This is a genomic window from Streptomyces telluris, from assembly GCF_024519335.1.
GTDB lineage: Bacteria > Actinomycetota > Actinomycetes > Streptomycetales > Streptomycetaceae > Streptomyces > Streptomyces telluris.
On record NZ_JANIID010000005.1, the window covers coordinates 190,430 to 215,343 of the forward strand.

The following is a 24,914-nucleotide window of genomic DNA, read 5'->3' on the forward strand; positions in this document are numbered from 1 at the left end:
GGATCGTTGAACCTTGATGCTCTCACGGGGCTCGAAAATGAGGCAACGGGTTCTGCTGTACGGGCGGTGTGCGGAGCTGCTCGGCGAGGTCGCGAGGCAAGGCGGACGGCCCGCGGCGATCGGGCTGTACCAGTCTCCGCGGGCGACCTTCGGTGACGGGCTGTCAGTTCACCGCCCAGGGCTCGACTGCCGTCAGTCGTTCTCGGATCGCCTTTGCGGGGACGGCTCAAGGTCGCTACCGAGTTCCCGGCAAGCAGCCCGGGACGTCAGGCTCGCGGTGGCTGTTGGCCCGGTGCGCCCGCCCTCGGAAGGCGTGGGGTGAGGCGGACCGTGCAAGTGTCACCGTGAGGTGATCGACGGAAACTCGGTGCGGTGAAGGGCGTCACCAGGGCGTGGTGGGCGTCTGATGCCGCACGCTCACGCGTTCTGGTGCGCGGCCGCGTGGTCCAGGAGTTCCTGGGCGCTGGCGGAATCGGATACCTCGGGCGCATCCACCTCGTGCAGTTGCCGCTCCGGGCCGGGCGCGGAGCGCCTCGTCGGTGAGCGTGCCGCTGCGGTGCGCGAGCCCGTGCACCTGCAGGTTGAAGTGGTGGTCCGGCCAGGAATGGTCGGCGCGTGTGCGGTCCCCATGGTCGGTGCACGTGCGGTCCCGTGGTGGCCGCAGTGCATGGGTGCGGGTAGTGCAGTAGCTCAGCGCGGCAACCGAACGGCGGGCACGGTCGGTTACGTGCCCCAACTGCGTTCAATATAAAGGTGGTTTGCATCGTCCTGCGCGTGATGCACTGCTACGGTGCCCCACGCTGTCGGCCGCTGATGGGTGGCAGCCGCGTCACGGCACGATCAGCGGTGGGAGGAGTCCGAGGCGACCCGCAGAGCCTGCCGACGGCGGCCCGGACCGCCGCCACCGCCGAACGAGGGGAGACGGCCGTGAGTGCCTGTTGGCCCCGCGGTCGGGCTCCGCCGTGCCGCGCCGACTGCCCAGTGCACCGTGCCGCGCTGACGGCCCAGTGCACCGTGCTGCCACCCATCCCATTCTGTCTCTGTGCGGAGGGTTCTCGATGCGTACATCAGCACATGCACGATGGCAGCCGTCCGAGCCGCCGGACGACGACGAGCGCGTACTCAAGGAGCTCGGCTACGCCCAGCAACTGCACCGGCGCATGGGCGCCTTCGGTAACTTCTCCGCTTCCCTGTCGGTCATCTCCATCATGTCCGGGACGCTGCTGCTTTTCGGCTACGGCCTGAACAGCGGTGGGTCCGCAGTGGTGGTGTGGGGGTGGCTCGCTGTGGGGCCGCTGGTGCTGTGCCTGGCCGCCGCGCTGGCCGAGATCACCTCCCGCTACCCCACCAGCGGCGGCCTGTACTACATGGCCCGCCAGCTCGGTGGTGAGCGGTGGAGCTGGTACACCGGCTGGCTCAACCTTCTGGGGCTGCTCGGCGGGATCGCGGCCCAGGACTACGGCATCGCGACCTTCACCGCCGCCTGGGCGAACCTGCAGTTCGGCTTCGTGCCGACGCCAGGATCCCTGCTGGTCGTCTTCGCGGTCATCCTCGCGCTGCATGCGGTCTTGAATCTCTTCGGCACCCGGCTGGTGAACGTCCTGACCTCCCTGAGCGCCTGGTGGCACCTGGTCGGGGCCGTCGTCATCGTCGGCGCGCTGACGCTCCTCCCCTCTCACCACCAGTCGGCCGGCTTCGTGTTCTCCGAGTTCACCAACAACACCGGCTGGTCGAGCCCCGTGTACGTGATCCTGCTGGGCATGCTGCTGCCGTGCTTCGCCTTGGCCGGCTACGACACCTCGGCCCACCTGAGCGAGGAGACCAGCGGTGCTTCCGTGGCCGCGGCGCGCGGCATCGTCCGCTCGGTGGCGGTGTCCTGGATCGCCGGCGGTGTCCTGCTGGCCGCCTTGCTGTTCGCCGTCCAGGACTACGGCGGGACGTTGGGCAGCGAGACCGGGGTGCCGGTGGCGCAGATCTTCCTGGACGCTCTGGGAGTGGCGACGGCGAAGGCGTTGATGCTGGTGATCATCGTGGCGCAGTTCCTGTGCGGCTACGCCGTCACCGCGTCCGCCAGCCGCATGATCTACGCCTTCGCCCGGGACGGCGCCCTGCCCGGCTCGGCGCGCTGGCAGAAGGTCACTCGCCGTACGGCCATTCCGGCCAACGCCGTCTGGCTCGCAGTCGCTGTCGCCTTCGTCCTGGCCCTGCCGTCCCTGTATTCCGCCACGGCCTTCTCGGCGGTGACCGCAATTTCCGTCGTGGGCTTCACCCCGGCCTACGCCATCCCGGTGCTGCTGCGACTGCGCCACCCGGACCGGTTCACTCCCGGGCCCTGGCACCTGGGCCGCTGGAGCCGGCCGATCGGCTGGGCGGCGGTGCTCTGGGCAGCCGCGGTCACCGTGCTGTTCCTCCTGCCGCAAACCAGCCCCGTCACCGCCACGAGCTTCAACTACACCCCCATCGCCTTGCTGGTGGCTCTCGCCATGGCCGCCGTGTGGTGGCGCTTCGGACGCCATGCCTACGGAGTGCCCTGCTCCAGCACGGCAAACGCTCACGGCCGGACCGAAGAACCTGAAAACATCAGCTGATGACCTCGCGCCCGCAGATCGCAAGCAGCAGAGTCCCTACTGCCGCAGAGGCACCAAAGACAGTCACCACCTGCTCAGGAACCTCTCCCAACACCACACGTCATGGAGGCACCGTGACCGTTTCCGCAGAGTCCATCGAATCGGTACAGCAGCTCACCACGGGCTGGCGGACCCTGGTGCTCGACCGCGACGCGGACGCGGACGTGCGCGACCTTCCGGGCATCGCCGTCCGCTGGGCCGACAGCGGGTTCGGGTTCTTCAACTGCATCACCTTGACCGAAGCGGAAGCGGGAGCAGAGCTCGTCAGGCACCGTCTGAGCCAGGCAGCGGGCATCATGCGGACGAAGAAGCACCCGGGCTTCCTGTGGCTCTTCGAAGACCTCCTCGACGACGAGGCCCGCTCCGCGCTGGAGACGACGGCCGAGCAGGCCGGCCTCCAGTACGCCTTCCCCGGCACGGGCATGGCCGGTGACCTGCTCCCCATCCCCGAGCCGGCCCACCCCGACCTGACGTTCACCCGCGTACGCACCGATGAGCAGTTGCAGGCCTACGCCGACCTCCAATCACGCGCGTACGGGTTCCCCCTGGAGGAGGGCCGCGACGGCCTGGTCGGATCCGAGCTCTGGAAGAACGAGCTGCACGCCTACCTGGCCATGCGAGGCGAGGAACCAGTGGCCTGCGCGGCCACGCTCGAAGCGCAAGGCCGCCTGTTCGTCGCATTCGTCGCCACGGACCCGCAGTGGCAGCGCAACGGCTACGGCGAAGCGGTCACCCGCAAAGCGTTGTACGAAGGCGCGCGGGCCACCGGGCTCACCCGCGCCACGCTGCACGCCACCGCCGCCGGAGCCCCCGTGTACCCGCGCATCGGATTCAAGCCGAACACACCCATCCACTTCTACAGCCTGAAAGGCTGATCCGGTGCGGCAGCTCTCGCCGGCCTGGGCTTGCGATGGAACGCCCATCCCGGCTCATGGGCCGCAGCCACTATGCCCGGCCGCTCCTCACGGACCCGCGGGCGTCTCATGATCTGCGGGCTGCTGCCCGTGCGAGGTCTCGGGCTGCCGTGTCCACGCGACAAGTAGCCGAAGCGTCTCTTCGGAGCCGGATCCGGAGCCGGAGCCGGAGCCCGCCTCGGCGAGGTAGACACTCAGCCGCTGGTCAAGGTCGGCGGGCATGGTGAGGGACTCGTAATCGAGGGCGAGCGGGCCGACGATCGGGTGGTGGAAGTGTTTGCTGCCATGCGTGTGCCGATACAGGTTCTGGTCGGCCCACCCGCGGCGGAAGTCCTCATCCTTGAGGGCGCTTAGGCACCGGGTGCAGCCCTGCTCCAGTCGATGACGTCGGGAGCCATGTTGTAGCCCACCACTCTGTCGAGCTCGCGTGCGCGCGTGGATGCGGGGCTGAGCCGGACTGGTTCTTTGCCGCGAAGGCTTTCCTCAGGCCTCTGATCACCTTCCTCAACGAGCTGTTGTCGTGCCTGAAGTGCGGTTTCGGCGGTGCGGGGCGTGGTGGCGGCGGTCGGCGGCTGCGGCAGAGACGCTTGGCAGGTGCACACGCCGCGCTGCTGCAGCTCGGCTTTCCGGGCTAAGGAAGAGCACTGCCAATGGTGCGAAACTCAAAGGTCTTCCGGCGCCGCCCCGATTACGCTGCCGGCCATGTCTGATCAGGGAAGTTATCGCCGCGACTCCGCTCGTGTTCTGTTGATCGATGAGCTGGAGCGCCTGCTCCTGCTGAGGTTCCATGTCGACCCGGATGTTCCGGAGAGCGGTCACGGATGGTGCACGCCCGGCGGTGGTGTTGAGGACGGGGAGACCCTGGCAGAGGCGGCAGCCCGCGAGCTTCGCGAAGAGACGGGCCTGTCCGTGGAGCCGGAGGCCCTGGGATCAGCAGTCGCGGAGACCTCCGGATATGCAGACGTCGGATGGGCTGAAGGGATCTTCCGGGACGTCTTCTTTCAGCTTCGCGTCACGAGCCACCAGGTCGATGTGACTGGCCAGGAAGAGAATGAACGCAAGTACCATGCCGGGTATCGCTGGTGGTCCATCGCTGACCTGGCAGCCACTGATGAGACGGTCTATCCCTTCGGCCTGGCCAAGTTGGCGGCCGAGCTGGTGACTGGACATGCCCCTGCTGATCCGGTTCAACTGCTCTGGCATCACTGAGGGCCGTCTGCAGCGCGTGTCCCTCGGTCAGGGTGACCCGCCCCACCTCGACCCGTACGCCCGTGGCCTCCGTGAAGCCGAACAGCGCGGCCGGCATCCCCAGCGAAGGATCGACGAGGCGGCCTCTACGGGCGCTGGTCAGCCTCGATCCTGAGATGGCGGAGGTGTGGCAGCGCGGGCCCGACGGCCGGGCCTTCCAGGGCCCTTTTTGAGAGAGTCAGCAAAGGCCGATGATCATTCGTTTAGGTCGCAGGTCGCAGGTCGCAACGTGGCTGTGGCAGCCCCTGATAGCGGGGTGTCGCACCGCTGCTGTGCTCGCCGCAGGTGCCGGAATCCCCGCCGGGGCTCTGGGATTCATCGGGGACACCACGACCTGCACTGCGGGCCAGGCCAATTCGGGTCTGAACGGCGCCGACAACAGCGACGACAACGGCCTCTGACGCCATGTGATCTGGAGCTGCGCGTTTGATGCTGTCCGACCGACGCGAAGCACGTTCCCGGTTGCGCGCCACGGCCGTCGTCGTCGCACTCGCTGCATGCGCCGTCGCGGCACCGCTGCTGGTCGCACCCACCGTCGGCGCTGCAGCTAAGACCACGGCCTTGTACACACGTGAGAGCCCCATAGCTACCGGGTGCCCTCCAGGGGCCGTGAGATTACGGCCTACGTCTGGGGTGCCGGATCCGGCGGGTTCGGAGGCGGCGGCAGAGGCGGCGGCGGGACCTGAGCGGCTGGGGGGTACCGGGCCCGGGCGGTGGCGGTGGCGGGGGCGGGGGCGGCGCCGGGGGCCTGAGCGGCGCTTTCGTGCAGTGCACGTTCGCCGTCCAGCCCCACCAGACGGCTGGCCGTGCGGGTCGGCAAAGGCGCAGCCGGAGGAAAACTTGGAGGAGGGAGTCTCGGGGCCGGCCCCAGAGTTGCTGACAGGCCCTACCACTGGGCTCGGCTGCGTCGAGGGGCTAGGGGCAAGCGGCCGGATCCGGTCTCACCCGAAAGCCGGAACCCCGCCACGGGCCCGGCGCAGGTGGTAGGCCCGCGTTGCCACCGCAAGCAGCGGTCCCCAGGCGAGGATCGGGGCGTAGCAGGCCCACAAGGCCCATGCCCCCGGGCCGCTGGTGGGGAAGGCCTCGCCGGTGTCGTTCAGCGGGGGAACGAAATGGAACAGGTAGTTCAGGGTGACGTACGCGGCCAGGGCGGTAGTCAGCAAGGCGCCGATGGAGGCCGGGACGACGACCGCGCGGACTGACAGCACGCGGCCGCCGGCGAAGGGAACCCAGGCTGGCAGCCGTTCGCCCCAGGGCTGGACGAGTCCCAGGGTGAGCAGGGCCAGGCACTCGGCGATCAGCGAGAGCGAGAGGACGTACGGCCGTTCGCCCGGCAGCCAGTCGTGCCCGGCGTACCAGTCGGGCCAGCCGGTGACGAGCGCGATGCGCCACAGCCCCGAGGGGAGAGCGCACAGGGGGATGGCGTACGCCACCCACTTGATGCGGCGCGGCACGTCGAGGTGGGGAGGGTTGTGGCTCATCGCGGTCTTCCTTTCACCCGGGAGTTCGGGTACAGCCATGCTCACCCCGTGGCTCGCGTCTAGCGTCCTCCGGTGGTCCTGGCCGCCTCGCCCGCGCGGGGGAGGCGAGGGGGTACCTGAGAACCGAGACCGCCCCCGATTCGTGTGCAGAGCGGGCATGAGGACTCCGTCACCGGTGCGGCATGGGTACGCCCGCGGAGTGGAGCTTGGCCTCGGTGAGCGCGGTCAGTCGGCCATGGCGGTCGCGAGTTCTTCGATCCTCGGGTCGTCCGGTTACCAGGTCTCGGCCTCCCAGCCGCGCTTGATCAGGTCGATGCACTCGGGGTCGTCCAGCCCGCGTTCGATCTGGGCCAGGAAGCCGTCGAAGCCCTCCGGAACGAGCGCCCGGGCCAGTACCAGGGCCTCGCGGTGTGCGGCCACGTAGTCGGGGCCGAAGCCGAGGCCGGGCATCCGGTCCAGGACCGCGCAGGCACGGTCGGGCAGCAGGGCCCGGTCGCCGTCGCCGAGCCGGTGCAGTGAGCCGCGGCGGGCGACCAGCTCATCGATGCGTTCGGTGAGCTGCCGCTCGGCGTCGACGAGCGCGGCGCCGAACCGGGCGGCGTCGGCATCGAGCATGGGCCCGATCTCGGCCAGTGGCACGCCAGTGGCACGCCTGCGGCGGCCAACGTCCGTACCTGCACCAGCTTCAGCAGCTCGCCGGATCCGTACTTCTCCGGCGAGGCGGCCGGCGCCACGGTGCCGGTCATCCCCAGCGGTCCCAGGATCAGCCGCTGCAGCTCCTCGGCGAACGAACGACCGGTGACCTTCTCGACCACCAGCCGGGCCGGCACGTAGTTGGTGTTCGCGTAGCTCCAGCCCGTACCCGGCGCGAACCGCGCCGGCATGGACAAGGACAGCCGCACCAGCTCTTCGGGCAGGTAGGTCTTGAACCGGTTGTCCACCCACTCCTTGCCATGCCAGGGGACCCCGGCACGATCGTCCCGTCCTCGTAGAGCTCGCCGGTGTGTTGAAGGCCCCGCTGGTGTGCTGCAGCAGCATCCGCACAGTGATCCGCCGGTCGAGACCGAACTCGGGCAGGTAGTCATCGGCCGGCGCGTCCAGGCCGACGGTGCGTCCAGGCCGATCCTGCCCTCGGCCACCAGCAGGAGCACCGAGGTGGCGACGAAAGGTCGCCTCGGGACGTGTCACCGTTCTCGAAGGCGTCGATCAGGTCGCCGATTGCTTCGGGGGGGGGGCCGACCCTTCGCCGGCTTACGCCCCGGACGCGGAGAAGACCGGGACCCGGCCGCGGTCGGCGTCGAACGCGTCTGTCACAGGCGATGATGGTGCCCCGATACGTCGATCACGAGATCAGGAGCTCCGATGCCCAGGCGCGTTCATCAGCCACTGGAGGACGAGGAGGTCGACTTCGTCCTCAGGATGAGCGATGGCCCGGTCCTCGCCTACTTCTCGGGGACGTGGCCGAAGGCGATCGAGGCGTGCCGGGCAATGGACCTCGTCGTGGGTCGGATCGCCGAGGAGTATGCGAACCGCCTGATGGTCATGAAGATCGACATCACCCGCTGCCCGAAGGCGACCAAGCGGTACGGCGTCACCGGGGCCCCGTCCGTCGTCCTGCTCAGGGAAGGTGCGGTGGCGGCGCACAGCGCGGGGCCGATGACCGACGCCGAGCTCAGGGACTTCCTGCTCGCGCACCTCTGAACGGCCGTCCACTCTTCCTCGGCCGGGTAGGCGGACCGAGATGAACTCCTGGATGGCTACGGCCGGCCGGGGGGCTCATGTCCTGGTGATGACCGTGCCGAAGGGACGGCCGGTCCTGAGACCGGATCGACCGGCCGGTCCCCCGGGAGGAGAGACCGGTCACTCCGCGCGCGGGTCCCAGCGGAACCGGCGCACCGCCACCACCGCGCCGGCCGCGCCCCACAGGAGCAGGACCCCGAGGTCCCGCCAGGGGAGGCCGGTGTGGTCGGTGGTGAACGCGCGGAGCAGGGCGTCGTTGAACGGTTTCACCGGCAGCGCGTCGGCGATGCCGTTCAGCAGGCCGGAGTGGATCGGCATGTAGGTGCCCGAGATGAACACCAGAGGGAACAGGACGAACTGCACGACCGACGGCGCGGCTTCCGCGTTGCGGATCAGCGACGCCACCGCGACCCCGAGAGCGCAGAAGGCGGCGGCGCCGAGCACAAGCGTCAGGGCCAGCGTGGGCAGCTGCGAGGAGGCGGGCAGCGAGACCCCGTAGAGCCGGCCGGCCATGGTGATCAGCAGGACGTCGACGACGCTCACGACGACGCAGTGCGCCAGGAGTCCTACGAAGTACGCGGACGCGGGCAGCGGTGTCGCCCGCACCCGTTTCAGGATCCCATTCCGGCGCCGTGTCGCGAGCACGATCGCCAACTGGCTGTAGCAGGAGCCCAGGACGGATACGGCGGCGATCGTCGAAACGTAGTACTGCAGCGCGGACCGGCCGTAGTAGAACTCGCTTTTGCCGATACCGCCGAACAGCCCGCCGAAGATCGCGATGACGACGACCGGGAAGACGAACGTGAAGAACGCGCTCTGCGGGTTGCGCCAGAACGTGAGCTGCTCATAGCGGATCTGATGCCACAGCAGAGCGGGCCACGGCGTCGGCCGGAGCACCGCGTCGCCCGTCTGGCCGCGCCTCCGCCGCGGAGGTCGCCGCCCTTGTCGGCTTGCGGCGCGGGGAGCGGCGATGCTCATGAAGCGTTCCCTTCCGGTGTGTGTTCGAGCGCGCTCTGATCCTGGGTGGTCAGGCGCAGATAGACGTCCTCCAGGCTCGGGCGGTCGACCGTCAGCCCGGCGAGCGCGGTGCCGCGCCTGAGCGCCCAGTCGGTGAGCTGGTGCAGGGTGCCCGTCGGCTCTGCGGACTCCACGGTGACCAGGCCGTCCTCGTCCGTCTCGGCAACCACCGGCAGGTCGGCGACCGTGCTGCCGGGCGGCAGCGCGAAGCGGATCCGGGCCCGGGCGGTGTCGCGCCCCCCGAGGGTCGTGGGGGTGCCCTCGGCGACGATGCGTCCGGCGGAGATCACGGCCACACGGTCGGCGAGCTCTTGCGCCTCCTCCATGTAATGCGTGGTGAGAAGGATCGTGGTGCCCGCGTTGCGCAGGTTCCTCACGAGCTGCCAGGCGCCGCGGCGCGCGTTCGGATCGAATCCGGTCGTCGGCTCGTCGAGGAACAGCAAGCTCGGGTTCCCGATGATCCCCAGTGCCAGGTCCAGGCGCCGCTTCCGGCCGCCGGAGAGCGTGCGGACCTTCTTCTTCTCCTGCCCGGCGAGGCCGGCCAGGCCGATCACCTCGTCGACATCGCGCGGCGCCGGGTAGTAGCCCGCGTTGCGGGCGATGGTCTCGCGGACGGTGAGGTAGGGCTCGACCGCGATGTCCTGCAGCACCAGCCCGATCCGCTCGCGCAGGGTACGCGCCGTGGACCGGTCGCCCGGGTCGAGGCCGAGGACGTCGACGCGTCCGCCGTCCTGGGTACGGAACCCTTCGAGGATCTCCATGGTGGTGGTCTTGCCTGCGCCGTTGCGACCGAGCAGCGCGAAGATCTCCCCGTGCTCGACGGTGAAGCTCACCCCGTCCACGGCCCGCACCGCGCCGTAACTCTTGTGCAGGTCATCAACCACGACCGCGCTAGACATGGCAGCCCCCTACCGACTCGATCTCCCTCACGAGACCGAAGAGGTGTCTGCTCTTGAACGTGATGGACGAGCTGTTCGTGTCGATCGCATAGCGAGCCGGCCGGGGAGCCGTCATGGTGAGGTTGCCTGTCGCATTCATACCCCTATTCCACGGCAGCGGTCCCGTCGTGCGGCAGGGGCGAGAGGTCGGTTCCCGGAGAGACGAACGGCTGGTCGTCGCGGGCCGCATGCGACTTTCGTAGGGTCCGCCCGAGGCAGAGGTAGGGGGTAACCCCGGCACCGGCGGGGCGGCGCCCCGGATGGCCTACGGTGAGCGTCATGATGGACGAACCGTGGCACCGTCGGCACCGGTTGGCTGTGGACGTGGCGATCGCGGCCGGCTTCGTGCTGCTTGACACCGGTACCACGCTGATCGGCGCCAGTTGGTGGCCGGACCGCCCGGATACCCTCGCCTGGCTCATGCTGGGCGTGCAGGCGCTCGCCTGCGCCTCGCTGGCCTTCCGTCGCGTCGCCCCGCTCACCGTCGTCGGCGTGCTCGGCGCGTTCACCATCGCGGTGACGCTGCTGATCTCACCGGCCGACACGCTGACGCCCGCCCACGACACCAACGTGTGGGCCCCCTACGCGACCGTGGTGGCTGCCTACGGCCCGTTCTTTTACCAGCAGAACCGCCGCACCGCGTTCCTCGCGCTCGCCGCCTTCACTCTCGTCATCATGCGGCCCTGGGAGCCGTCGGTCACCGTCATGACGATCGGGCTGCTGCGCACCGCCGTCGGGCCGTTGCTGGCGCTGTACTTCGACGCGCGCCGCCGGATGGTTCTCGCCCTGGTCGAACGCGCCGACCGGGCCGAGCGGGAACAGCTCCTGCTCGCCGAACAGGCCCGCGCCGAGGAACGCGCCCGGCTCGCCGGGGAGATGCACGACGTCGTCACGCACCGGGTGAGCCTGATGGTGCTGCAGGCCGGCGCCCTGCGGGTGACGGCACAGGATGAAGGGACCCGGCAGGCGGCGGAGGAACTGCGCGCCGCGGGCTGCCAGGCGCTGGAGGAGTTGCGAGACCTGGTCGGCATCCTGCGCACCACGCCCGAGGGCGACCGGTCGCCCTCCGTGGGGGGATTCGCCGACCTGGTCGCCGAGTCGACGGCGGTGGGCACACCCACCGAGCTGATCGAGAACGGCGACCCGGCGCTCGCCTCACCGGTGGTCGGGCGCACCGCCTACCGCGTCCTGCGCGAGGCGCTGACCAACGTCCACAAGCACGCGCCCGGCGCCCGGGTGACCGTGCGAGTGGAGTACGACGAGGCCCGGGTGCGACTCACCATTCTCAACACGCCCCCGACCGGCGAAGCGAACAGCGTCCTCGCGGACACCGGCTCCGGCCTGGGCATCGCGCATCTGCGCCGGCGCATCGAACTCGTACACGGCACCTTGCGTGCCGGACCCCGTCCCGACGGCGGGTTCAGCGTCGAGGCGACGCTGCCCGCGTACGTCCCGACCGCGGAATCGGCGGTGTGAGCGTGGCCCGAGTCGTGGTGGTCGACGACGAGCCCATGGTGTGCGTCTTCCTGCGCACCATTCTCGACTCGGCCCAGGACCTGGAGGTCGTCGACGAGGCTCACGACGGCGCGGCCGGCATCGAGGCCGTCCTGCGCAGCCGCCCGGACGTCGTTCTGATGGACCTGCGCATGCCGGGCATGGACGGGATGACCGCGATCGAACGCATCAACGAGCTCGCGGAGCCGCCGAACATCGTGGTGCTGACGACCTTCGACGCCGATCAGTACGTACTGCGTGCACTGCGGGCCGGCGCGACCGGCTTCCTGGTCAAGTCAACCCCGCCGGAGGAACTGATCGGACTCGTCAGGACCACCGCGCAGGGGCACACGGTCCTCTCACCCTCCGCCGCCCGCCGGCTCATTGCCGCGTCGACGGACATCCTCTCCGCCCGCGACCGCGCCCGTGACCTGGTCGCCGCGCTGACCGAGCGGGAGGTCCAGGTCCTGGCCGGCCTCGGCGAGGGCCTGTCCAACGCGCAGATCGCGGCCCGGCTCTTCCTCTCCGAGGCCACGATCAAGGGCTACGTCTCACGCATGCTGGACAAACTGGGCTGCGTCAACCGCACCCAAGCCGGCCTCCTGGCCCACGACGCGGGCATTGTCGGCACCCCGTAGGGGCCCGGCAGTCCTGGCCCCTGAACGAGGGCTAATACCCTGCGGCGAGTGGGCAACCAAAGGCAGGGGACGGGCGGGCAGCGGAGGCTGGGATGGATGTATCGACGCTCAGTCAGATCCGTGAGGCTGTCCAGCAATGGTCGGTCCAATGGGGTGAAGAGCGCCCTGCGAATATCAGGGTTGTGGCCACAACTCATGACGAAGCGGTGCGTGCCATCTATTCAGGTGAGGTGCACTCGACAAGCGAGGGAACGTACCTTGCGACCTTGGAAGGGAACTTCTCCAGGAAGCCGACAGGGCATCCCAGTGGTGTATGGGCGGCACTATTCCTCACACAGGATCCACCAGTGGTGGTGAGGTCCTATACCGTGAGGCCGAGTACTCATACTCCGCAGCTCAGTCTTGCTGCACTGGGCCCAGTGACGATTCTTCAGTAATGCATCGCGCAGCCGCGTGCCCGCTCCCGGCTGGCACGCGCCTGCGCGGTGACCGGGGGCAGCAGGACTTCTCTGCCCATACTTCAGGAGCTGGTCAGCGGTTTGTGTCGTACGCGAGGCCGCCGGGTAGAGGGACATGGTCAGCTGCGCAATCGCACGCGATAAACCCGGTGATGTCGGCGGTCATTCCGGGACACTGGTCGCCATGGATGAGGTCAAGGTCGTCGTCGCCCATTCCGAGCGCGCGACCCTGCGCGTCGGCGACGTGTTCCTGAAGGTGGACGCCGATCAGGCACGCATCGACGTCGAGGCCGAGGCGATGGCCTTGGCGCCGGTCCCGACCCCGGAGGTCCTGTGGCGCAAGCCGCCCGTGCTCGCGATCGCCGCGGTCCCGGGGACGGCGCTCGGCCGCCTCGGCGAGCCGTCGACCGCGTCCCCGGCGGTATGGGCCGCGGTGGGTGCCGTCGTCCGGAAGTTGCACGATGCCCCGTTGCCGTCCCGGCCGGTCGGTCGGCGCCAACTGACCATTGTCAGCCGTTCCGCATGCCCCACCTGGAGACGGGCTACCGCGATGACCAGGGAACACGCTCCTGCCGGTCGGCCGGGCGGACGTCGACAAGATCGAAGCCATCCTCGTGGCGCACAAGATGTTGGACTTGGCCCAGGCCGGAGTCACGAACGAACCCGACCCACCCTTGCGTGGTCGCGTGTCGAAGAAGCCACCCGACGACCTCCATCATCACCCCGAAGTCGTCCTCGTGGACGCACGTCCGGATGGTCAGGGCCCACGGTTCGCTGCCGTCCAGGTTGGACCTGTCCACGGCACGGACCAGCAGGGAGACATCGGCCCCGTCGAACGAGTGGCTCGCCGAGCCACCGGCGAAGGCCTGCCAGGGACCGCCCCATGACTCCCAGTCGGTCGACTTCAACTCTGCTGGCATGTCCGCCTGCCCCAGGAGCCACCTCAGTTCCTGAAGCACCGGCTCGGGCAGGTCCGGTGGCAGGTCCACCGTCAGGAACAGGTCGTAGCAGTCACTCACGTCGGGGACCCTAGCCCGAGCCGTTGACAGCTCTGTCGTCAGCCTCCGGCAGGTCGGGACGTACGGTACTCGTTCGCGCCGAGTTCGGGCGCCGTGGGCCGGGCTGCTGAACCCATGGCACGTGCTGTGGTCGGTCCGTTTCAGGTACGGAACCAGATCGCCGACGGCCGTGGCGCCTACCATATGGTCACTCGCAGGGACGGCCGCTGCCTGGCCGGCTATGCCCAAGGGCCCAGTGGCTGGGCGACGTGGCTGAGCGACTGCGACAGATCGCCGGTTGTGACCAACGATAATCAGGGACTGCCCAATCAGAAATGGACCCTGATCTACGGGCCGTGACGACGGCAGTACTCCTGCCTGAGGTCTGCCCCCAAGGACTGTTGAACGGGCCATCAGCGGAGCCCGAACCCGAGGCAGAGAGCCAGAGCGCCGCCGGCGGTTGGCCCGCTGGTCCGCTTGCAACGCCTCACAGAATGAGACCGGTCGGTTGTGACTGAGCGCTTCAGACGACCAGTTGAGAAGGGGTGGCACGCCCGTACCGTCCACCCAGCCGGCCTCACTGTCAGCACTCTGTGTCATTATGCGGACGCGTCCCAGGGGAGATGGGCCGCGGACTACTGATTACCAGGGGGCTGAGGATGGGCGCGGGTACGGAGCCGGACGGCTCGTCCAGGTCCGACGAGGAGTGGGAGCGGTTTCTGCGCGAGTCGGTGGCGGGTACCGCCGACGCGCCCAAGGAGCCCTCGGCGCGAGCCCGCGGCGTGGCAAAGCGGCTGGGCGCGGAGCCCGGTCCCGGACCGGAAGGCTGGCGCAGCTATACGCCTGCGCGGCCCAGGCGGCGTACGGGCTGGCCTGTGGCCGGGCTGCTGGCCTTGCTGGTGCTGCTGGTGGTGGCGCTCGTGCCGGGGCGGGTCGTGGACCTGTTCGCCGGCGATGACTCCCCGCCACCGGCCGCCCGCCCGGCGGAGGCGGCCCAGCGACCCACCGTGGATGAGCCGTTCCGCGGTTCGCCGGCGGCGGACTGGGCGAGCGGAGCGGGGGGGATCACCGTGCCGAAGGCCGGGGCGGTCGGATGGATGAGCGCGGCCGAGGTCGAGCGGGCCCTCGCCAGCAGTCGGGACTTCCTTATCGCGTCGGGTCTGGAGCCCGGGGTGCTGCGGGGCGAGCGCCCCGAAAAGGCGATTGCACTGATCAACCCGCACCAGAAGGACGTCCAGGATCTTCTGAAGACCGCTTTCCAGACCCCGGGCGAGAAGAACGACCCCCTCCTTCTCTTCAGCCGCTTCCAGCCCTCCCGCACCCGTCTGGTCGGAGACGTTGTGAAGACCCGGGGCCAGCTCACTTACCGGGAGGGCGAGCGCGGCGCGCTCCAGGTGACCGCCGATGTCACCTTCGTCTACCCGGTCACCCGCGCGGACGCGGGCGGCGACGGCGAGATCGTGCGCACGATCGTCCGCCGCGAGCTGGTCCTGAGCTGGGACAACCCTGACAAGGTGGTCACCGAGCCGGGCACGTTCTCGATCGTCTCGTACAAGTACGACATGACCAATGGCGGCTGCGGCGCCCCCACCGGCTACTTCACCCCGCCCTTCGGCACAGACCGCAGGGCGCACGGGGCCGGCACGGAGATCGACCCGTACGACCGCACCACGCCGGTCGGGCGGAGCGAGTCCTCTGGGGACGAGTGCGGGAAGGCAACGCGGTCCTAACGGGCGATGCTCGGTGGAGCCCGTCGAGAACGCCCCGTCGATTCCCCGACGGGGCGTTCTCGACGGGGCGCGCTCCCGGGGTTCTGCACTCAGCCTGACGGCATCGTCGCCACCGTCACCTCTCCATCCATGAGGCATTCGGTGAGCACCGAACCGCCAAGCGGGTGGAGCCGGAAGTGCGGCCCGGCGTCCAGGACGTCCTGCGCATGTCCCACTGCGACGTCCGCAGGCATGGTCACGGTTGGCATCATGTAATTTCCCCATGAAAACGCCGCGCCCTTGCGGCAAACGGGGCTGCCCGGGCGACGGCCCGGGCAGCCCCGTTTCTCTGTCGCGGCACCCCCTGAAGCCGGCTACCGCGACAAGGCGACGTCCTCGACAGTCAGGTAGCGGCCGGACAGGTCCGCCGCTGGGCCCGTGGCCAGTTCGAGGACGCTGTTGACCGCTCGGGGGAGTGGGACGGCCCGCCCTGCCTCGATCTGCTCGCGGAGCCAGAGGGCGCGGCGTCGGCGCCAGGGGTCGGTGGAGTCGGTCTCGTCCAGTGCGCTCGTGGTGAGTCCGGTCGCCACGATTCCGGGATGCAGGCTGAAGGCCAGGACTCCGTAGGGGCGGGCTTCGCTGGCGATGTTCTCGATGAACGTGATGCCGGCGGCCTTGGCGACGGAGTAGGAGGACAAGGTGGGCCAGCGGTGCCGGCCCGCAGCGCTGCTGATGCTGATGACGCGGCCACCGCCATGACGGGCCATCAACGGAATCACGGCGTGCACTGTGGCGACGGTGCTCAGTGTGTTGACGCGCACCGCCTCCCACCATTGTTCGACGGGGATCTCCCAGGTGAGGCCGATCGGGCCTTCCACACCGGCGTTGTCGATGAGGACATCGATGCGGCCGAAGTCGGCATAGATCTTCTGCATGGCGATGGCAGCGGCCGCCATGTCGCTGACATCGGCGCACACCGTCGTGACCGTACTGCCCGGCTGTGCGGGCAGCGCCGCGGCGAGGTGCTCGAGCGCTGAGCGGGTGCGCGCGACAAGGGCCAGCCGGAATCCCCGTTCGGCGCAGGCGGTGGCGATGGCCGCACCGAGTCCGCCGGTGGCACCGGTGATCACGACAACAGGCGGATCACCGGCGACCCACCCTTGGGACTCCTGAGACTCATGGGTCTCCTGGGTCCCGTCATGCGACGACATGCGGAGTGTCCTCCTGCTCGGGTGCGCTGTAGCGGACGCGCAGTGCGGCACGGTCGAGTTTGCCGGTGGCCGAAAGGGGCAGCCGCTCGGCGAAGTCGATGGAGCGGGGCACCTTGTACCGGGCGAGCAGGCCGCGGCAGTGGCTGAGCAGTTCCTCGGCGTCCGGTCGGCTGTCGTGCCGGAGAACGATCACGGCGTGGGGGACTTCGCCGCGCCGGCGGTCGGCACGGGCGATCACGGCGGCGTCCTCGACCTCGGGATGAGTGCGCAGTACGTCCTCGATCTCGGCGGGCTGCACACTGTACCCACCGGTCATGATGGTGTCCTTGGACCGTCCGACGATACGGACGCACTCGTGCTCGTCGCGGACCACCAGATCGCCGGTGCGCAGCCAGCCTTCGTCGTCCGTGACGGAGGCCATCTGTCCGGAGCTCGTACGGTAGCCGGGTGTGACCTGGGAGCCCCGTACCCACAGTTCGCCGACCCTACCGGCCGGCACGGGGCGTCCGGGGGACTGGGGGCCGGTGACGCTGACTTCCAGGCCCGGCACCGGGATACCGGCGCTGTCCCGGCAGCAATCAGCGGTGGGGCTCAGCCCCGCGCCGGAGAGTTCGGTCATCCCCCAGCTCTGCAGCAACTCCACGCCGGTGCGCCGATGCCAGTCGCGGCGCAGGTCGGCGGGCGTCTGCTGCCCCGCACTCAGGCATCGCCGCAAGGCGGCCGGCCGCCACCCCGGACCGGTGGCCTCCAGCAGCCTGCGGTAGACGGTCGGCACCGCCTCGACGACGGTGACGTCGCGAGCGACCAGCTGTTCCAGCCACCAGGCCGGCTCGAAGGCGCGGGAGGAGGTCAGCAGCGTCGCCCCGGCCAGCAGCGTGGAGATCGCCGCGAGATGGCCGTACGTGTGCGCGAGGGGAATGGGGACGGCCACCACATCCTCGGGACCGCGGTGCCGGCCGCTCCAGAAGCCGGTCGCGAGGTGGAGTGCCCGTTCCGTCTGGACCACGGGACGGCAGCTGCCCGTCGATCCCGATGTGTGCATGATCATGCAAGGGGTGTCCGCCAGGCGGCCGGTGTCTGCCACACGGTCGGTGTCGGCCACGCGGTCGGTGTCGGCCACGCGGCTGACGTCCGCCATGTGGCCGGTGTCCGCCAGGCGGTCGGTGTCCGCCCGCGTTTTCGCGGCCCCTGCCGCTTCGCGTGGACCGCACAGGCCATGCCTTCCCGGCGTCACCACGATCACGTCCACATGCAGCCGTCGCTCGGCGCACAGTGCCTTGATGTCATCCGACCGATCCGGGCTGGTCAGCAGCGCCCGAGGGCGGAGATGCTCCAGTACGCGGACGATCTCGTGCTCGGTGAGCACGGCGTTCATCGGTGCCACCGCCGTGCCCCCCTTGTGGGCGGCGAGGTACGCGGCGAGCCAGGAACCACCGTTGGGCAGGAGGAGCGCGGTGCAGTCCTCCGGGGTCCGCACCAGCGGGCGAAGGGTGTCCGCCAGCGAGGAGGACCAGGCATCCAACTCGGCGTAGGAACAGGCCGTGGTCTCGTCGAGGACGGCGACGCGGGCGCCGCCCGCGGCGAGGGCGCCGATCAGGGCGTCACGGAACATCTCAAGCACGCTCCCCGGCTGCCGCCGCCTCGGTCCGCATCCCGGGCTCGGTTCGCATGCCGGGCTCGGTCCGCATCCCGGGTGGAACGATCCGAGGGCTGAACAGTTCGCGGATATACGCCCACGGCCCATCGTCGGCGTTCAGGGTGTAGGCCTTGAAAGCGCAAGGGGTGTCCGGGGCCTGCGGCCAGCTTGTCAGGCCGATTCGGCTGATACGGCGGTTCATCGGCAAGCCCGCCGCGGCGAACGCGAACCCGATGGGGCGCGTACGATCCCGCATCGCCGCGTCGATCCGTGCGTCCTGTCCGGCCTGCACCGTCACGATGTTCGCCGACACCACCTCACCGGTACGGCTGACCAACCGGGTACGGCGCACCAGGCACACGTCGCCCGTCGCCAGGCGGAGCAGCCCGCGTGCGGTCGCCTCCACATGCTGTCCCGGCGTCGTCTCGATGCCGTCCACCTGTGGTGCGAGGGCTGATTGTGTGAGCGCCTGGAGCAGGACGGTGGTCAAACCGTCACTGGCGAGCAGTATGCGGGTGACAGGCGACCGGAAACCCGAGAGGTCGCCGGCGGGGAACCCATCGCGGGTGTCTGCAGGGGCAGTGGGGTGGCGCATCGTGTGCTGTCCGGGAAACACCACTTGTACGGTGGTAGTTCCCATCGGAGAGTCACCACCGGCTCCGTGCGAAGCCCGGTCCAGGGACGACGGCTCGGTCTGCGCCCACTGCGCATCAGTCATCGGCACAGCCAGCCCAACGACTGACTGATCCAAACGAAACTGGCGGGTCCGTAGGAAGCCGTGCAGTGCTGTCGGGTCTGTGCGGCCCCGCACGATGATCTCGCTGAAGGTCGCGTCGGCGGGGCCGTGTTGCTGCCTTCGTGCATGGCCTTCAGCTGGCCCGGCTACCTCTCGCGGGCGATGGCTGAGGGCGCGGCCGGACACGTCGTAAAGGGCTCCCCGCCCGAGTAACTGGCCGACGCGAGCCCGCTGCGTCCACGCGGGCCTGCGCTTCGTGGGCCCGGCCCTGGCCGCGGAAGCGCCGGCCGACGAGGTGAGCCCGCTGACCGGGCGGGAGGCGGACGCGCTGCCCACCGCCACCGAGGGTGGCGCCGTGGCCGACATCACCACGGCGCTCCGACTGTCCCAGGGCGCCGTGCGCAACCACCAGTCGCCGGCGATCGGCAAGTCGCAGGCCCGCACCCGTTGTGTGGTGCTTCCATGAAACGCATCAGCGCACCGCGGCGGACGGCCAGCCTGTCCGCCCAGCTCGTGGAGAGTCTCCGCTCGCACATCGAGAACGGAGGCTGGCCGGTCGGGACGCGCATCCCGCCGGAACAGGCACTCATCGAGGAGCTCGGCGTCGGACGCAGCACGCTGCGGGAGGCGATCGGCGCGCTGGTGCACCTCGGCCTGCTGGAGCCCAGAGCCGGTGACGGCACCTACGTCCGCTCCTCCAGCGAGCTCCAGTCGGTCATGGTGCGGCGGGAAGGCTCCGCGAAGCGGGACGACGTACTGGAACTGAGGACCGTTCTGGAGGAGTACGCCTCGGGCGCTGCGGCCCTGCGCCGTAGTGACGGACAGGTGCAGCAGCTTCGGGAGCTGCTGGCCGACGCCGAAGCGGCCACCACCGGCGAGGACGCGTCCGCGGCCACGGCCGTCGACGCGCTCTTCCACCAGTCTGTCGTCCGGGCAAGCGGGAACGACCTGCTGATCGAGGTGTACGACTACCTCGGCACGGCGCTCACCTCGCACCTGGGGGGCTTGCCCTGGGACGCCGCCGGTGCTGTTGTCAGAGCGCCGCTCACGAGGAGGGCGGCGCTTGCCGCAACGAGGCCGAGCCTTTGCAGGTTGCGCATAGTGATCCCCTCGTTCCTGTTCCTCAGCTCGGTGAACGAAGTGAAACTACGAGCGGAACTCAGGCTTCAGCACTGCAAGTTCGGTCGCTAGGGTCCACACTCGGGGATGCCTTCCCGAGGCGCAGCACGGACCTCGCTGTCCGCCAGGGCCCGGCGACCTGGTGGTGTCCCTTTGGGTCAGCAGCCTGCTGCCCCTGCACGAACCATCCCTACCGCCCACTCCTCATGACTGGCCACAGGGTCGGCGGGCACAGGACACGCTTGGTGAAAGAGGGTGGCGAACTCGCAGGCGCACGATGTCGTGGCTGACTGGCTACCGCCGTCTCACCATTTACTACAAAAGTCGTCACTCTTTAATGAGATCGAGCAGTGGACTTACCGCGATGACCACTCTCTCGCGGAGTGCCTCAAGTAACTCTCGAACGGCCGTATATTGGTTTGGTCGTTACGCTGGATCAAGAAATGTACGTTGACTTGCGCGTCCCTCTCCAGGTGACAGTCCCACATATAGTGACCTGACTCCCTGAGGCTTCGGAAGTTCAGCTGAGTCCCACCCTTTCCCCAGTTCCCATTCTTGAGAATGGTGGCCACCTGCCTGCCCTCGTTCAGGTTGATGCTTTTGGGGAGATTGGAAGTGGCTATAGCTGTTGTTGCCCTGCGTGATGGTGAGGATTCCGAAGGGCTCCACGCAACGGTCGCTGAGGTCAACGGTGCTCTGTGGGGCGACGGCATATACGTCCTCGACAATCAGGTCGTACCGACCGGGCTTGTACGTGGTCACTGGCGCTGTCCGCGCGCTTGTCGGAAAGGCCAGGGTGGCGGCCGGCCCCGCGAGGGCAGATGCCGAGATCGTAAACGCCGAAGAGTCATAGTCATGACTGGAGTTGTACCGGCGTGCCTGCGCGCCGGGAAATGCCCGATCGGACTTTTCGTTCATATGGATGACCAGACCGGATCCGGAAGGTCTGTCTCCACGACGGGCTCTCCCCCCACGGTCGCGGTGATCCTGGATTCCGCGGAGAAGTCACGATTCATTCGCTTCAGCAACCTTGTCCGGATCGGATCGCACGCAGAGGGAGATCGTGGTGGGTGGCTCCGAGTCCCCGTGGCCGACCTTCAGTACCACCCGGTCCTCCTCACGGCCGGCACGCAGCGCGGGGAGCGCGGCCCGGCCCCGGGCGTCCGTGGTCAGGAGGGTCTCTGTCGTTCCATCGCTGAACGTCGTGCCTCCGTCGGAGACCACACGGCAGGTGAGCGGCACGCCGGGGATGGGCAGGCCGTTGCTGATGTACTGAACCACGCCCGACATTCCGGTGTGCTGCCCCGGCGCTGTCTCCGTCACCAGTTGGGTCACGAACTGGGTTTTCTCGCAGGGGCTTTCGGGGTCATCGGGAATCGGGTACTGCCCGATCGACTTGTTGGTCGGGTTGGTGTACCAGACCCATTTGCCGTGCTTGTCCACGCACAGCCCCATGGCGTCGCCGCCGTTCGGCAGGGACGGGCCCGGGAGCTCGGTAATGTTCTTGTCCGTACGGAAGCGCGATATCCCCTTGCTGGTCGCTACCCAGAGATTTCCGTCCGTGCCCAGCATCATTTGCCGAGGCGCGCCGAATCCGGCGATGAACCGCTGCGTCCAGCTGCGGAGGGCTGTGTCGTACCGACAGATCTGGTTCGGGTTTTCGGTTCCTACCCACACCGCGTCCCCGTTGGGGCTGGCGTCGACGTGAACCGGCTTCTGGCTGCTTCCCCCGGGGAGCGGAATGGGCTCAGGCTGCTCGTCCTTGGCGGGGCTGTACCTGTACAGGCTGTTCGTCTTCCGCGGGTAGTCTCCCGTGCTGGCCTGACCCGTCGTCCAATAGGTGAAATCGCCGGGTGATTTCGCGTTCGCCGGAGCGGTGACGGCCACGGACCAGAGCCAGGTGTCGTAGACGGGGTTCTGCTGGGCGTCCGGAAACGGATACGTGCCGGGAATACCGGACTCGTCTTCCACGTCATAATATCCGGCCACAGTATTCAGGGGCTCGACGAACACGATCCAATAGGAATACGCGGGTGTCCCGGCGGCGCCCGTATCGATCAGCAGCCACGTGAGGGTCTGGACCCAGGAGTAATAGGCAAGCTTGACCCCGGAGAGTCGCCTCTGGTTCACGATGTCGTATTGGACGACCGAGTCTCCGGCCCAATCGGAGACACAGCTGAACCATACGGCCTTCCTCCCGTCCGTTCGCGTCGGGCGGGGGTCCGGAATGATTCCGATGCAGGGAGTGGGGACTTCGTCGGTGACCGAGAGTTGGTTGGCAAGACTTGTCGGATTCACCTGGACGAGCCCGGTGCTCTCGGTCGTCACCCAAAGGTACCCATCCGGCCCGACAGTGACGGACTGCGGGTCCACGAAGTCACCATTGACGAGTGGGTATTCCACAGGTTCGCCAGCACCCGGCATTCTGGACCACTCCTTCGATGCGCCACTCAAGAGCGAAGGGTTCACTATCGGCCCGGTACGACTGCCGTGCAAGTGACCGTTGGAAGATTGGCTTGAACGCACGCCGTGAGGTGCGCGTTCCGGTATTTCTCAGGTGGCGGGTATCGGCGTTGGTGAAGTGACATGCTGTTGTGAATCTTGTGTCAGAGTGCGACTCCGGGGAGTGCGTGAGGTGCATGGGCGCAGCTGTCCGGCCAGAGCGAACAGGGGACATGAGGAGAGGGCAAGCGATTCGTTCCTTCCTTTTCTGCTGCGGAGCCGGCAGTCTCCCGGGAACCTTCAGCTCGCCGGCTCTCCGGCTCGCCGCGATAGGCGAAGAGCGCACCTGAATAAGTGGAGCCACTGGCGGCCTCCCCCGATAGGGGGAGTGAATTCTCCCGCCTTCCCGTGATGTGCCCGTGGGCTCCGAAACCCAGAATCAGGGTCTCACCAGTTGACGGGACGGAAGGACGGGCTGATGAACGCCCAGGGAATCGAGACGCCGCTGAACCACACGGTGTCCGCTGAGGACCGAGCCGTACGGGCTCGGACGGCGCCGAACGGAATGGGGCCGGGCCTGACAGCGCCGAAGAACAGCCTGGCCACGGCCGCCATGACGCTGGGCATCATCGGCCTGTGTACCTCGGTCGTCTTCATCGGCGGCCCGCTCGCCGTGATCGGCCTGATCCTGGGCATCGCCGCGCTGATGACGGCCAGGCGGACTGGCGTCGGCCGGGGCAAGGCCGTCACCGCCTTGGTGGCGTCGTTCCTCGCGATCGTGGTGTCCGGGCTGGTCGCCGTCTTCATGCTCTGGTACGCGAACAAGACGCAGGAGTGCTACCAGCCCGACAGCTTCCACCAGTACACGCAGTGCATCCGCCAGCACCTGAACGGCACCTGACCGGCCTTCCCTCACCGGTGAATCGGCTGGCCTACTCTCCTCGATCTCCTTGACCTCCTCGTGATCCTGGTTCGGGGCCGCATGCCACCAGAACCACTCCGGACACAGCATCACAGCTCGTGGATTTGCGAGGGCTTGAGCCCACAACACGGTTCTGCCGTATTCCGGCCGACCCCGGAGGTGAGCGGCCACACCGGGTCGGCCGGGGGCGGCGACTTTGTCCAGGGGAGCGATGGCCGCCCACGTCGAGTAGTCGAGGCTCGGCGTGGTATCCATCGCGACCAGGGCGACCTGAGGCTGGGCATCGAGGTCGAGGAAGCCGGCGACGGGCAGCGCAGTGCGGTGGGCGGCGAGCCGGCCGCGCAGGTCTGTGAGGGCGCTGGTACCCCGAGCGGAGTCCGCGCCTTCGAGCTGCTCGACGGCCCGCTCGGCAGCGGCGACGGCGGCGTCGATGTCCCCGAGGGCGAGGTGGGCTTCGGCCTGGCGGGCGAGGTAGATCCCGGCGCCGCGGGCCTCGGTGCGGGTGCCGTACGGGTCCTCGTGCCGCAGGGCCGCGTCGAAGTGTTCCAGTGCGCGGGCAGGTTCGCTGAGGGGGAGCGCGCAGGAGGCGGCGACCTCGTGGACTTCGCCGTGGGTCATCCAGTACATCGAACATCGAAGGCAGATCGTGCTGGGCGGCCCGGCGCGGTCGTATGCGGCGAAGGCCGCGTCGATGGCGCGGTAGGCGGCGGTGGGTTCATCGGCTTTGGAGTAGGCGCGGGCCGCTCGGGTGTGGAGCATGGCCACTACCCGGCCGGAGGTGATCTTGTACTGGTTGTCGAGGGCGCGCTCGACAGGGCCGAGGGCGCCGTAGGGGTCGCCTCCGCTGTAGCGGAGGTTGGCCCAGAAGGCGAGCGTGCTTGCGCCCAGGGTGGCGTGGCCTTCGGTCGCGGCGGCGCGCAGCGAGGCGGTGAAGTGCTTCTCGCCGTCCGCCAGGCGCCCGTTGTCGTACGCGCACCATCCGGCCGGCCGGCACGCCTCGGCGGCGGCCGCGTACAGACGTCGTCCGGTGGTGTCGCTGTAGGTGCTGGTGGTGAGCACGCCGGTGATCAGCCGTAGTTCGGCGAGGGCGGCATCATGGGCGGGGGTGGAGCCGACTGCGTCGTCCAGGTGTCGCAGGGTGTCCAGGCGGGTTTCGAAGAGCCCGCGGCGCCGGCGCCGACGCGGCGCCCGTGGGTGGCGGCGAGGCTGAGGGGGCGGTGGCGGCCCAGTGGGCGCCGGTTCAGGCGAGCGTGCCAGTGAGGCGATGACGAAGCGGCGTCGGTCCACGGGACCTCTTCCCGCTTGCTCCAGTTCTTCCACGTACCCGCGACCGTCCACGGCAACTCCCCTGCGGAACGGTCGTCACGCAGAGCCGGGCTGGCCTGGCGGCCTTCGTCGCCAGGGGCTTGGATCCCGGTGTGCCCCGCACCGGCCGGGGCGTTGAGCGCCGAGGCGCCGAGGGGGTGTCCTCGGCGCGGCGCTCCGGCTTCTCAGGGAAAGCCGACGGCTTCATATGTTTTCGTATGCGGGCGGTCACATCGCAAATAGGGCATTCAGGAGTTTCTCGCGGGTGCTGGAGGCCGCCC

The 24,914-nt window shown here is 68.8% G+C and carries 21 protein-coding genes and 2 pseudogenes; 10 read left to right on the forward strand and 13 right to left on the reverse strand.

The genetic code is table 11. The annotated features are described in order from the left end of the window. The first annotated feature begins 1,058 nt into the window (after nt 1-1,058). Together NQU55_RS08385 and NQU55_RS08390 are read left to right on the forward strand one after the other, a co-directional pair. Nucleotides 1,059-2,588: an amino acid permease gene (locus tag NQU55_RS08385; protein ID WP_168093292.1), complete on the forward strand. Its 1,530-nt coding sequence runs from the start codon at nt 1,059-1,061 to the stop codon at nt 2,586-2,588. A 113-nt stretch (nt 2,589-2,701) separates the two neighbouring features. Further along, a complete protein-coding gene (locus NQU55_RS08390) occupies nt 2,702-3,502 on the forward strand; it encodes a GNAT family N-acetyltransferase (protein WP_256790174.1) in 801 nt (266 codons plus the stop codon). A gap of 87 nt (nt 3,503-3,589) precedes the next feature. On the opposite strand, the gene NQU55_RS08395 is transcribed toward NQU55_RS08390, so the two are convergent. Further along, nucleotides 3,590-3,982 carry an MmyB family transcriptional regulator gene (locus tag NQU55_RS08395; RefSeq protein WP_256790196.1) on the reverse strand — a complete coding sequence of 131 codons (393 nt, stop codon included), beginning with the start codon at nt 3,980-3,982 and terminating at the stop codon, nt 3,590-3,592. Nucleotides 3,983-4,243: 261 nt separating this feature from the next. Between NQU55_RS08395 and NQU55_RS08400 the strand changes: the two genes are divergently transcribed. After that, complete coding sequence (locus NQU55_RS08400; RefSeq protein WP_168093290.1) at nt 4,244-4,750, forward strand: NUDIX hydrolase; 507 nt, start codon at nt 4,244-4,246, stop codon at nt 4,748-4,750. A gap of 980 nt (nt 4,751-5,730) precedes the next feature. Here NQU55_RS08400 and NQU55_RS08405 read toward each other — a convergent pair. The 3 genes and pseudogenes from NQU55_RS08405 to NQU55_RS08415 form a co-directional block, all read right to left on the reverse strand. Beyond that, nucleotides 5,731-6,270 (reverse strand): hypothetical protein, encoded by a 540-nt coding sequence (locus NQU55_RS08405; protein WP_168093289.1) that lies wholly within the window; start codon nt 6,268-6,270, stop codon nt 5,731-5,733. A gap of 273 nt (nt 6,271-6,543) precedes the next feature. Then, nucleotides 6,544-6,885: a hypothetical protein gene (locus NQU55_RS08410; protein ID WP_240977117.1), complete on the reverse strand. Its 342-nt coding sequence runs from the start codon at nt 6,883-6,885 to the stop codon at nt 6,544-6,546. Between the two features lie 152 nt (nt 6,886-7,037). Then, nucleotides 7,038-7,355 (reverse strand): annotated as a pseudogene (locus NQU55_RS08415) (serine hydrolase); the annotation flags it as partial. A gap of 277 nt (nt 7,356-7,632) precedes the next feature. Between NQU55_RS08415 and NQU55_RS08425 the strand changes: the two are divergent. After that, nucleotides 7,633-7,971 (forward strand): thioredoxin family protein, encoded by a 339-nt coding sequence (locus NQU55_RS08425; RefSeq protein ID WP_168092363.1) that lies wholly within the window; start codon nt 7,633-7,635, stop codon nt 7,969-7,971. Nucleotides 7,972-8,130: 159 nt separating this feature from the next. Here NQU55_RS08425 and NQU55_RS08430 read toward each other — a convergent pair whose 3' ends face one another. Both NQU55_RS08430 and NQU55_RS08435 read right to left on the reverse strand, forming a co-directional pair. Continuing rightward, a complete protein-coding gene (locus tag NQU55_RS08430) occupies nt 8,131-8,988 on the reverse strand; it encodes an ABC transporter permease (protein ID WP_240976280.1) in 858 nt (285 codons plus the stop codon). Beyond that, the gene (locus NQU55_RS08435) at nt 8,985-9,926 is read right to left on the reverse strand and encodes an ABC transporter ATP-binding protein (protein WP_168092364.1); all 942 of its coding nucleotides are present in this window, start codon (nt 9,924-9,926) and stop codon (nt 8,985-8,987) included. The genes NQU55_RS08430 and NQU55_RS08435 overlap by 4 nt, the downstream gene beginning before the upstream one ends. A 318-nt stretch (nt 9,927-10,244) precedes the next feature. On the opposite strand from NQU55_RS08435, the gene NQU55_RS08440 reads away from it, so the two are divergent. The 3 genes and pseudogenes from NQU55_RS08440 to NQU55_RS08450 form a co-directional block, all read left to right on the forward strand. After that, entirely contained in the window at nt 10,245-11,441 is a 1,197-nt protein-coding gene (locus tag NQU55_RS08440) for a sensor histidine kinase (protein ID WP_168092365.1), read from the forward strand. Continuing rightward, nucleotides 11,438-12,097: a response regulator gene (locus NQU55_RS08445; protein ID WP_256790178.1), complete on the forward strand. Its 660-nt coding sequence runs from the start codon at nt 11,438-11,440 to the stop codon at nt 12,095-12,097. Before NQU55_RS08440 ends, NQU55_RS08445 begins: the two co-directional genes overlap by 4 nt. A 642-nt stretch (nt 12,098-12,739) precedes the next feature. Beyond that, nucleotides 12,740-13,054 (forward strand): annotated as a pseudogene (locus NQU55_RS08450) (aminoglycoside phosphotransferase family protein); the annotation flags it as partial. Between the two features lie 43 nt (nt 13,055-13,097). Here NQU55_RS08450 and NQU55_RS08455 read toward each other — a convergent pair. After that, nucleotides 13,098-13,574, reverse strand: a complete 477-nt coding sequence (locus NQU55_RS08455) for a hypothetical protein (protein WP_168092366.1) — start codon at nt 13,572-13,574, stop codon at nt 13,098-13,100. A 638-nt stretch (nt 13,575-14,212) separates the two neighbouring features. Between NQU55_RS08455 and NQU55_RS08460 the strand changes: the two genes are divergently transcribed. Continuing rightward, the gene (locus NQU55_RS08460; protein ID WP_168092367.1) at nt 14,213-15,283 is read left to right on the forward strand and encodes a hypothetical protein; all 1,071 of its coding nucleotides are present in this window, start codon (nt 14,213-14,215) and stop codon (nt 15,281-15,283) included. An 89-nt stretch (nt 15,284-15,372) separates the two neighbouring features. Here the strand turns inward: NQU55_RS08460 and NQU55_RS08465 are convergent, their stop codons facing one another. From NQU55_RS08465 to NQU55_RS08480, 4 genes are all read right to left on the reverse strand, one after another. After that, on the reverse strand, nt 15,373-15,522 hold the full coding sequence (locus NQU55_RS08465; RefSeq protein ID WP_168092368.1) for a hypothetical protein: 150 nt from the start codon (nt 15,520-15,522) through the stop codon (nt 15,373-15,375). 114 nt (nt 15,523-15,636) lie between these two features. Continuing rightward, nucleotides 15,637-16,473, reverse strand: coding sequence for an SDR family NAD(P)-dependent oxidoreductase (locus NQU55_RS08470; protein WP_168092369.1), 837 nt, complete (start codon nt 16,471-16,473; stop codon nt 15,637-15,639). Continuing rightward, nucleotides 16,460-18,085: a class I adenylate-forming enzyme family protein gene (locus NQU55_RS08475; RefSeq protein ID WP_168092370.1), complete on the reverse strand. Its 1,626-nt coding sequence runs from the start codon at nt 18,083-18,085 to the stop codon at nt 16,460-16,462. Before NQU55_RS08475 ends, NQU55_RS08470 begins: the two co-directional genes overlap by 14 nt. Before the next feature lies 1 nt (nt 18,086). Beyond that, a complete protein-coding gene (locus NQU55_RS08480) occupies nt 18,087-18,749 on the reverse strand; it encodes a hypothetical protein (RefSeq protein WP_168092371.1) in 663 nt (220 codons plus the stop codon). 352 nt (nt 18,750-19,101) lie between these two features. Here NQU55_RS08480 and NQU55_RS08485 point away from each other — a divergent pair, with 352 nt between their 5' ends. Next, entirely contained in the window at nt 19,102-19,311 is a 210-nt protein-coding gene (locus NQU55_RS08485; RefSeq protein WP_240976281.1) for a helix-turn-helix domain-containing protein, read from the forward strand. Next, a complete protein-coding gene (locus tag NQU55_RS08490) occupies nt 19,308-20,036 on the forward strand; it encodes a FadR/GntR family transcriptional regulator (protein ID WP_168092372.1) in 729 nt (242 codons plus the stop codon). Before NQU55_RS08485 ends, NQU55_RS08490 begins: the two co-directional genes overlap by 4 nt. 933 nt (nt 20,037-20,969) lie before the next feature. Here the strand turns inward: NQU55_RS08490 and NQU55_RS08495 are convergent. Both NQU55_RS08495 and NQU55_RS08500 read right to left on the reverse strand, forming a co-directional pair. Next, on the reverse strand, nt 20,970-22,292 hold the full coding sequence (locus NQU55_RS08495) for an NHL repeat-containing protein (RefSeq protein WP_168092373.1): 1,323 nt from the start codon (nt 22,290-22,292) through the stop codon (nt 20,970-20,972). 553 nt (nt 22,293-22,845) lie between these two features. Beyond that, nucleotides 22,846-24,666, reverse strand: coding sequence for an NsdA family TPR-like regulatory protein (locus NQU55_RS08500; protein WP_505017570.1), 1,821 nt, complete (start codon nt 24,664-24,666; stop codon nt 22,846-22,848). Between the last annotated feature and the right edge of the window lie 248 nt (nt 24,667-24,914).

Excerpts from the sequence above, each read along its gene's own strand:
- NQU55_RS08385 (WP_168093292.1), top strand. The coding sequence starts at position 1,059 with ATGCGTACATCAGCACATGCACGATGGCAGCCGTCCGAGCCGCCGGAC.
- NQU55_RS08400 (WP_168093290.1), top strand. The coding sequence starts at position 4,244 with ATGTCTGATCAGGGAAGTTATCGCCGCGACTCCGCTCGTGTTCTGTTG.
- NQU55_RS08405 (WP_168093289.1), bottom strand. The coding sequence starts at position 6,270 with ATGAGCCACAACCCTCCCCACCTCGACGTGCCGCGCCGCATCAAGTGG.
- NQU55_RS08410 (WP_240977117.1), bottom strand. The coding sequence starts at position 6,885 with ATGCTCGATGCCGACGCCGCCCGGTTCGGCGCCGCGCTCGTCGACGCC.
- NQU55_RS08425 (WP_168092363.1), top strand. The coding sequence starts at position 7,633 with ATGCCCAGGCGCGTTCATCAGCCACTGGAGGACGAGGAGGTCGACTTC.
- NQU55_RS08430 (WP_240976280.1), bottom strand. The coding sequence starts at position 8,988 with ATGAGCATCGCCGCTCCCCGCGCCGCAAGCCGACAAGGGCGGCGACCT.
- NQU55_RS08435 (WP_168092364.1), bottom strand. The coding sequence starts at position 9,926 with ATGTCTAGCGCGGTCGTGGTTGATGACCTGCACAAGAGTTACGGCGCG.
- NQU55_RS08440 (WP_168092365.1), top strand. The coding sequence starts at position 10,245 with ATGATGGACGAACCGTGGCACCGTCGGCACCGGTTGGCTGTGGACGTG.
- NQU55_RS08460 (WP_168092367.1), top strand. The coding sequence starts at position 14,213 with ATGGGCGCGGGTACGGAGCCGGACGGCTCGTCCAGGTCCGACGAGGAG.
- NQU55_RS08470 (WP_168092369.1), bottom strand. The coding sequence starts at position 16,473 with ATGTCGTCGCATGACGGGACCCAGGAGACCCATGAGTCTCAGGAGTCC.
- NQU55_RS08475 (WP_168092370.1), bottom strand. The coding sequence starts at position 18,085 with ATGTTCCGTGACGCCCTGATCGGCGCCCTCGCCGCGGGCGGCGCCCGC.
- NQU55_RS08480 (WP_168092371.1), bottom strand. The coding sequence starts at position 18,749 with ATGGGAACTACCACCGTACAAGTGGTGTTTCCCGGACAGCACACGATG.
- NQU55_RS08490 (WP_168092372.1), top strand. The coding sequence starts at position 19,308 with ATGAAACGCATCAGCGCACCGCGGCGGACGGCCAGCCTGTCCGCCCAG.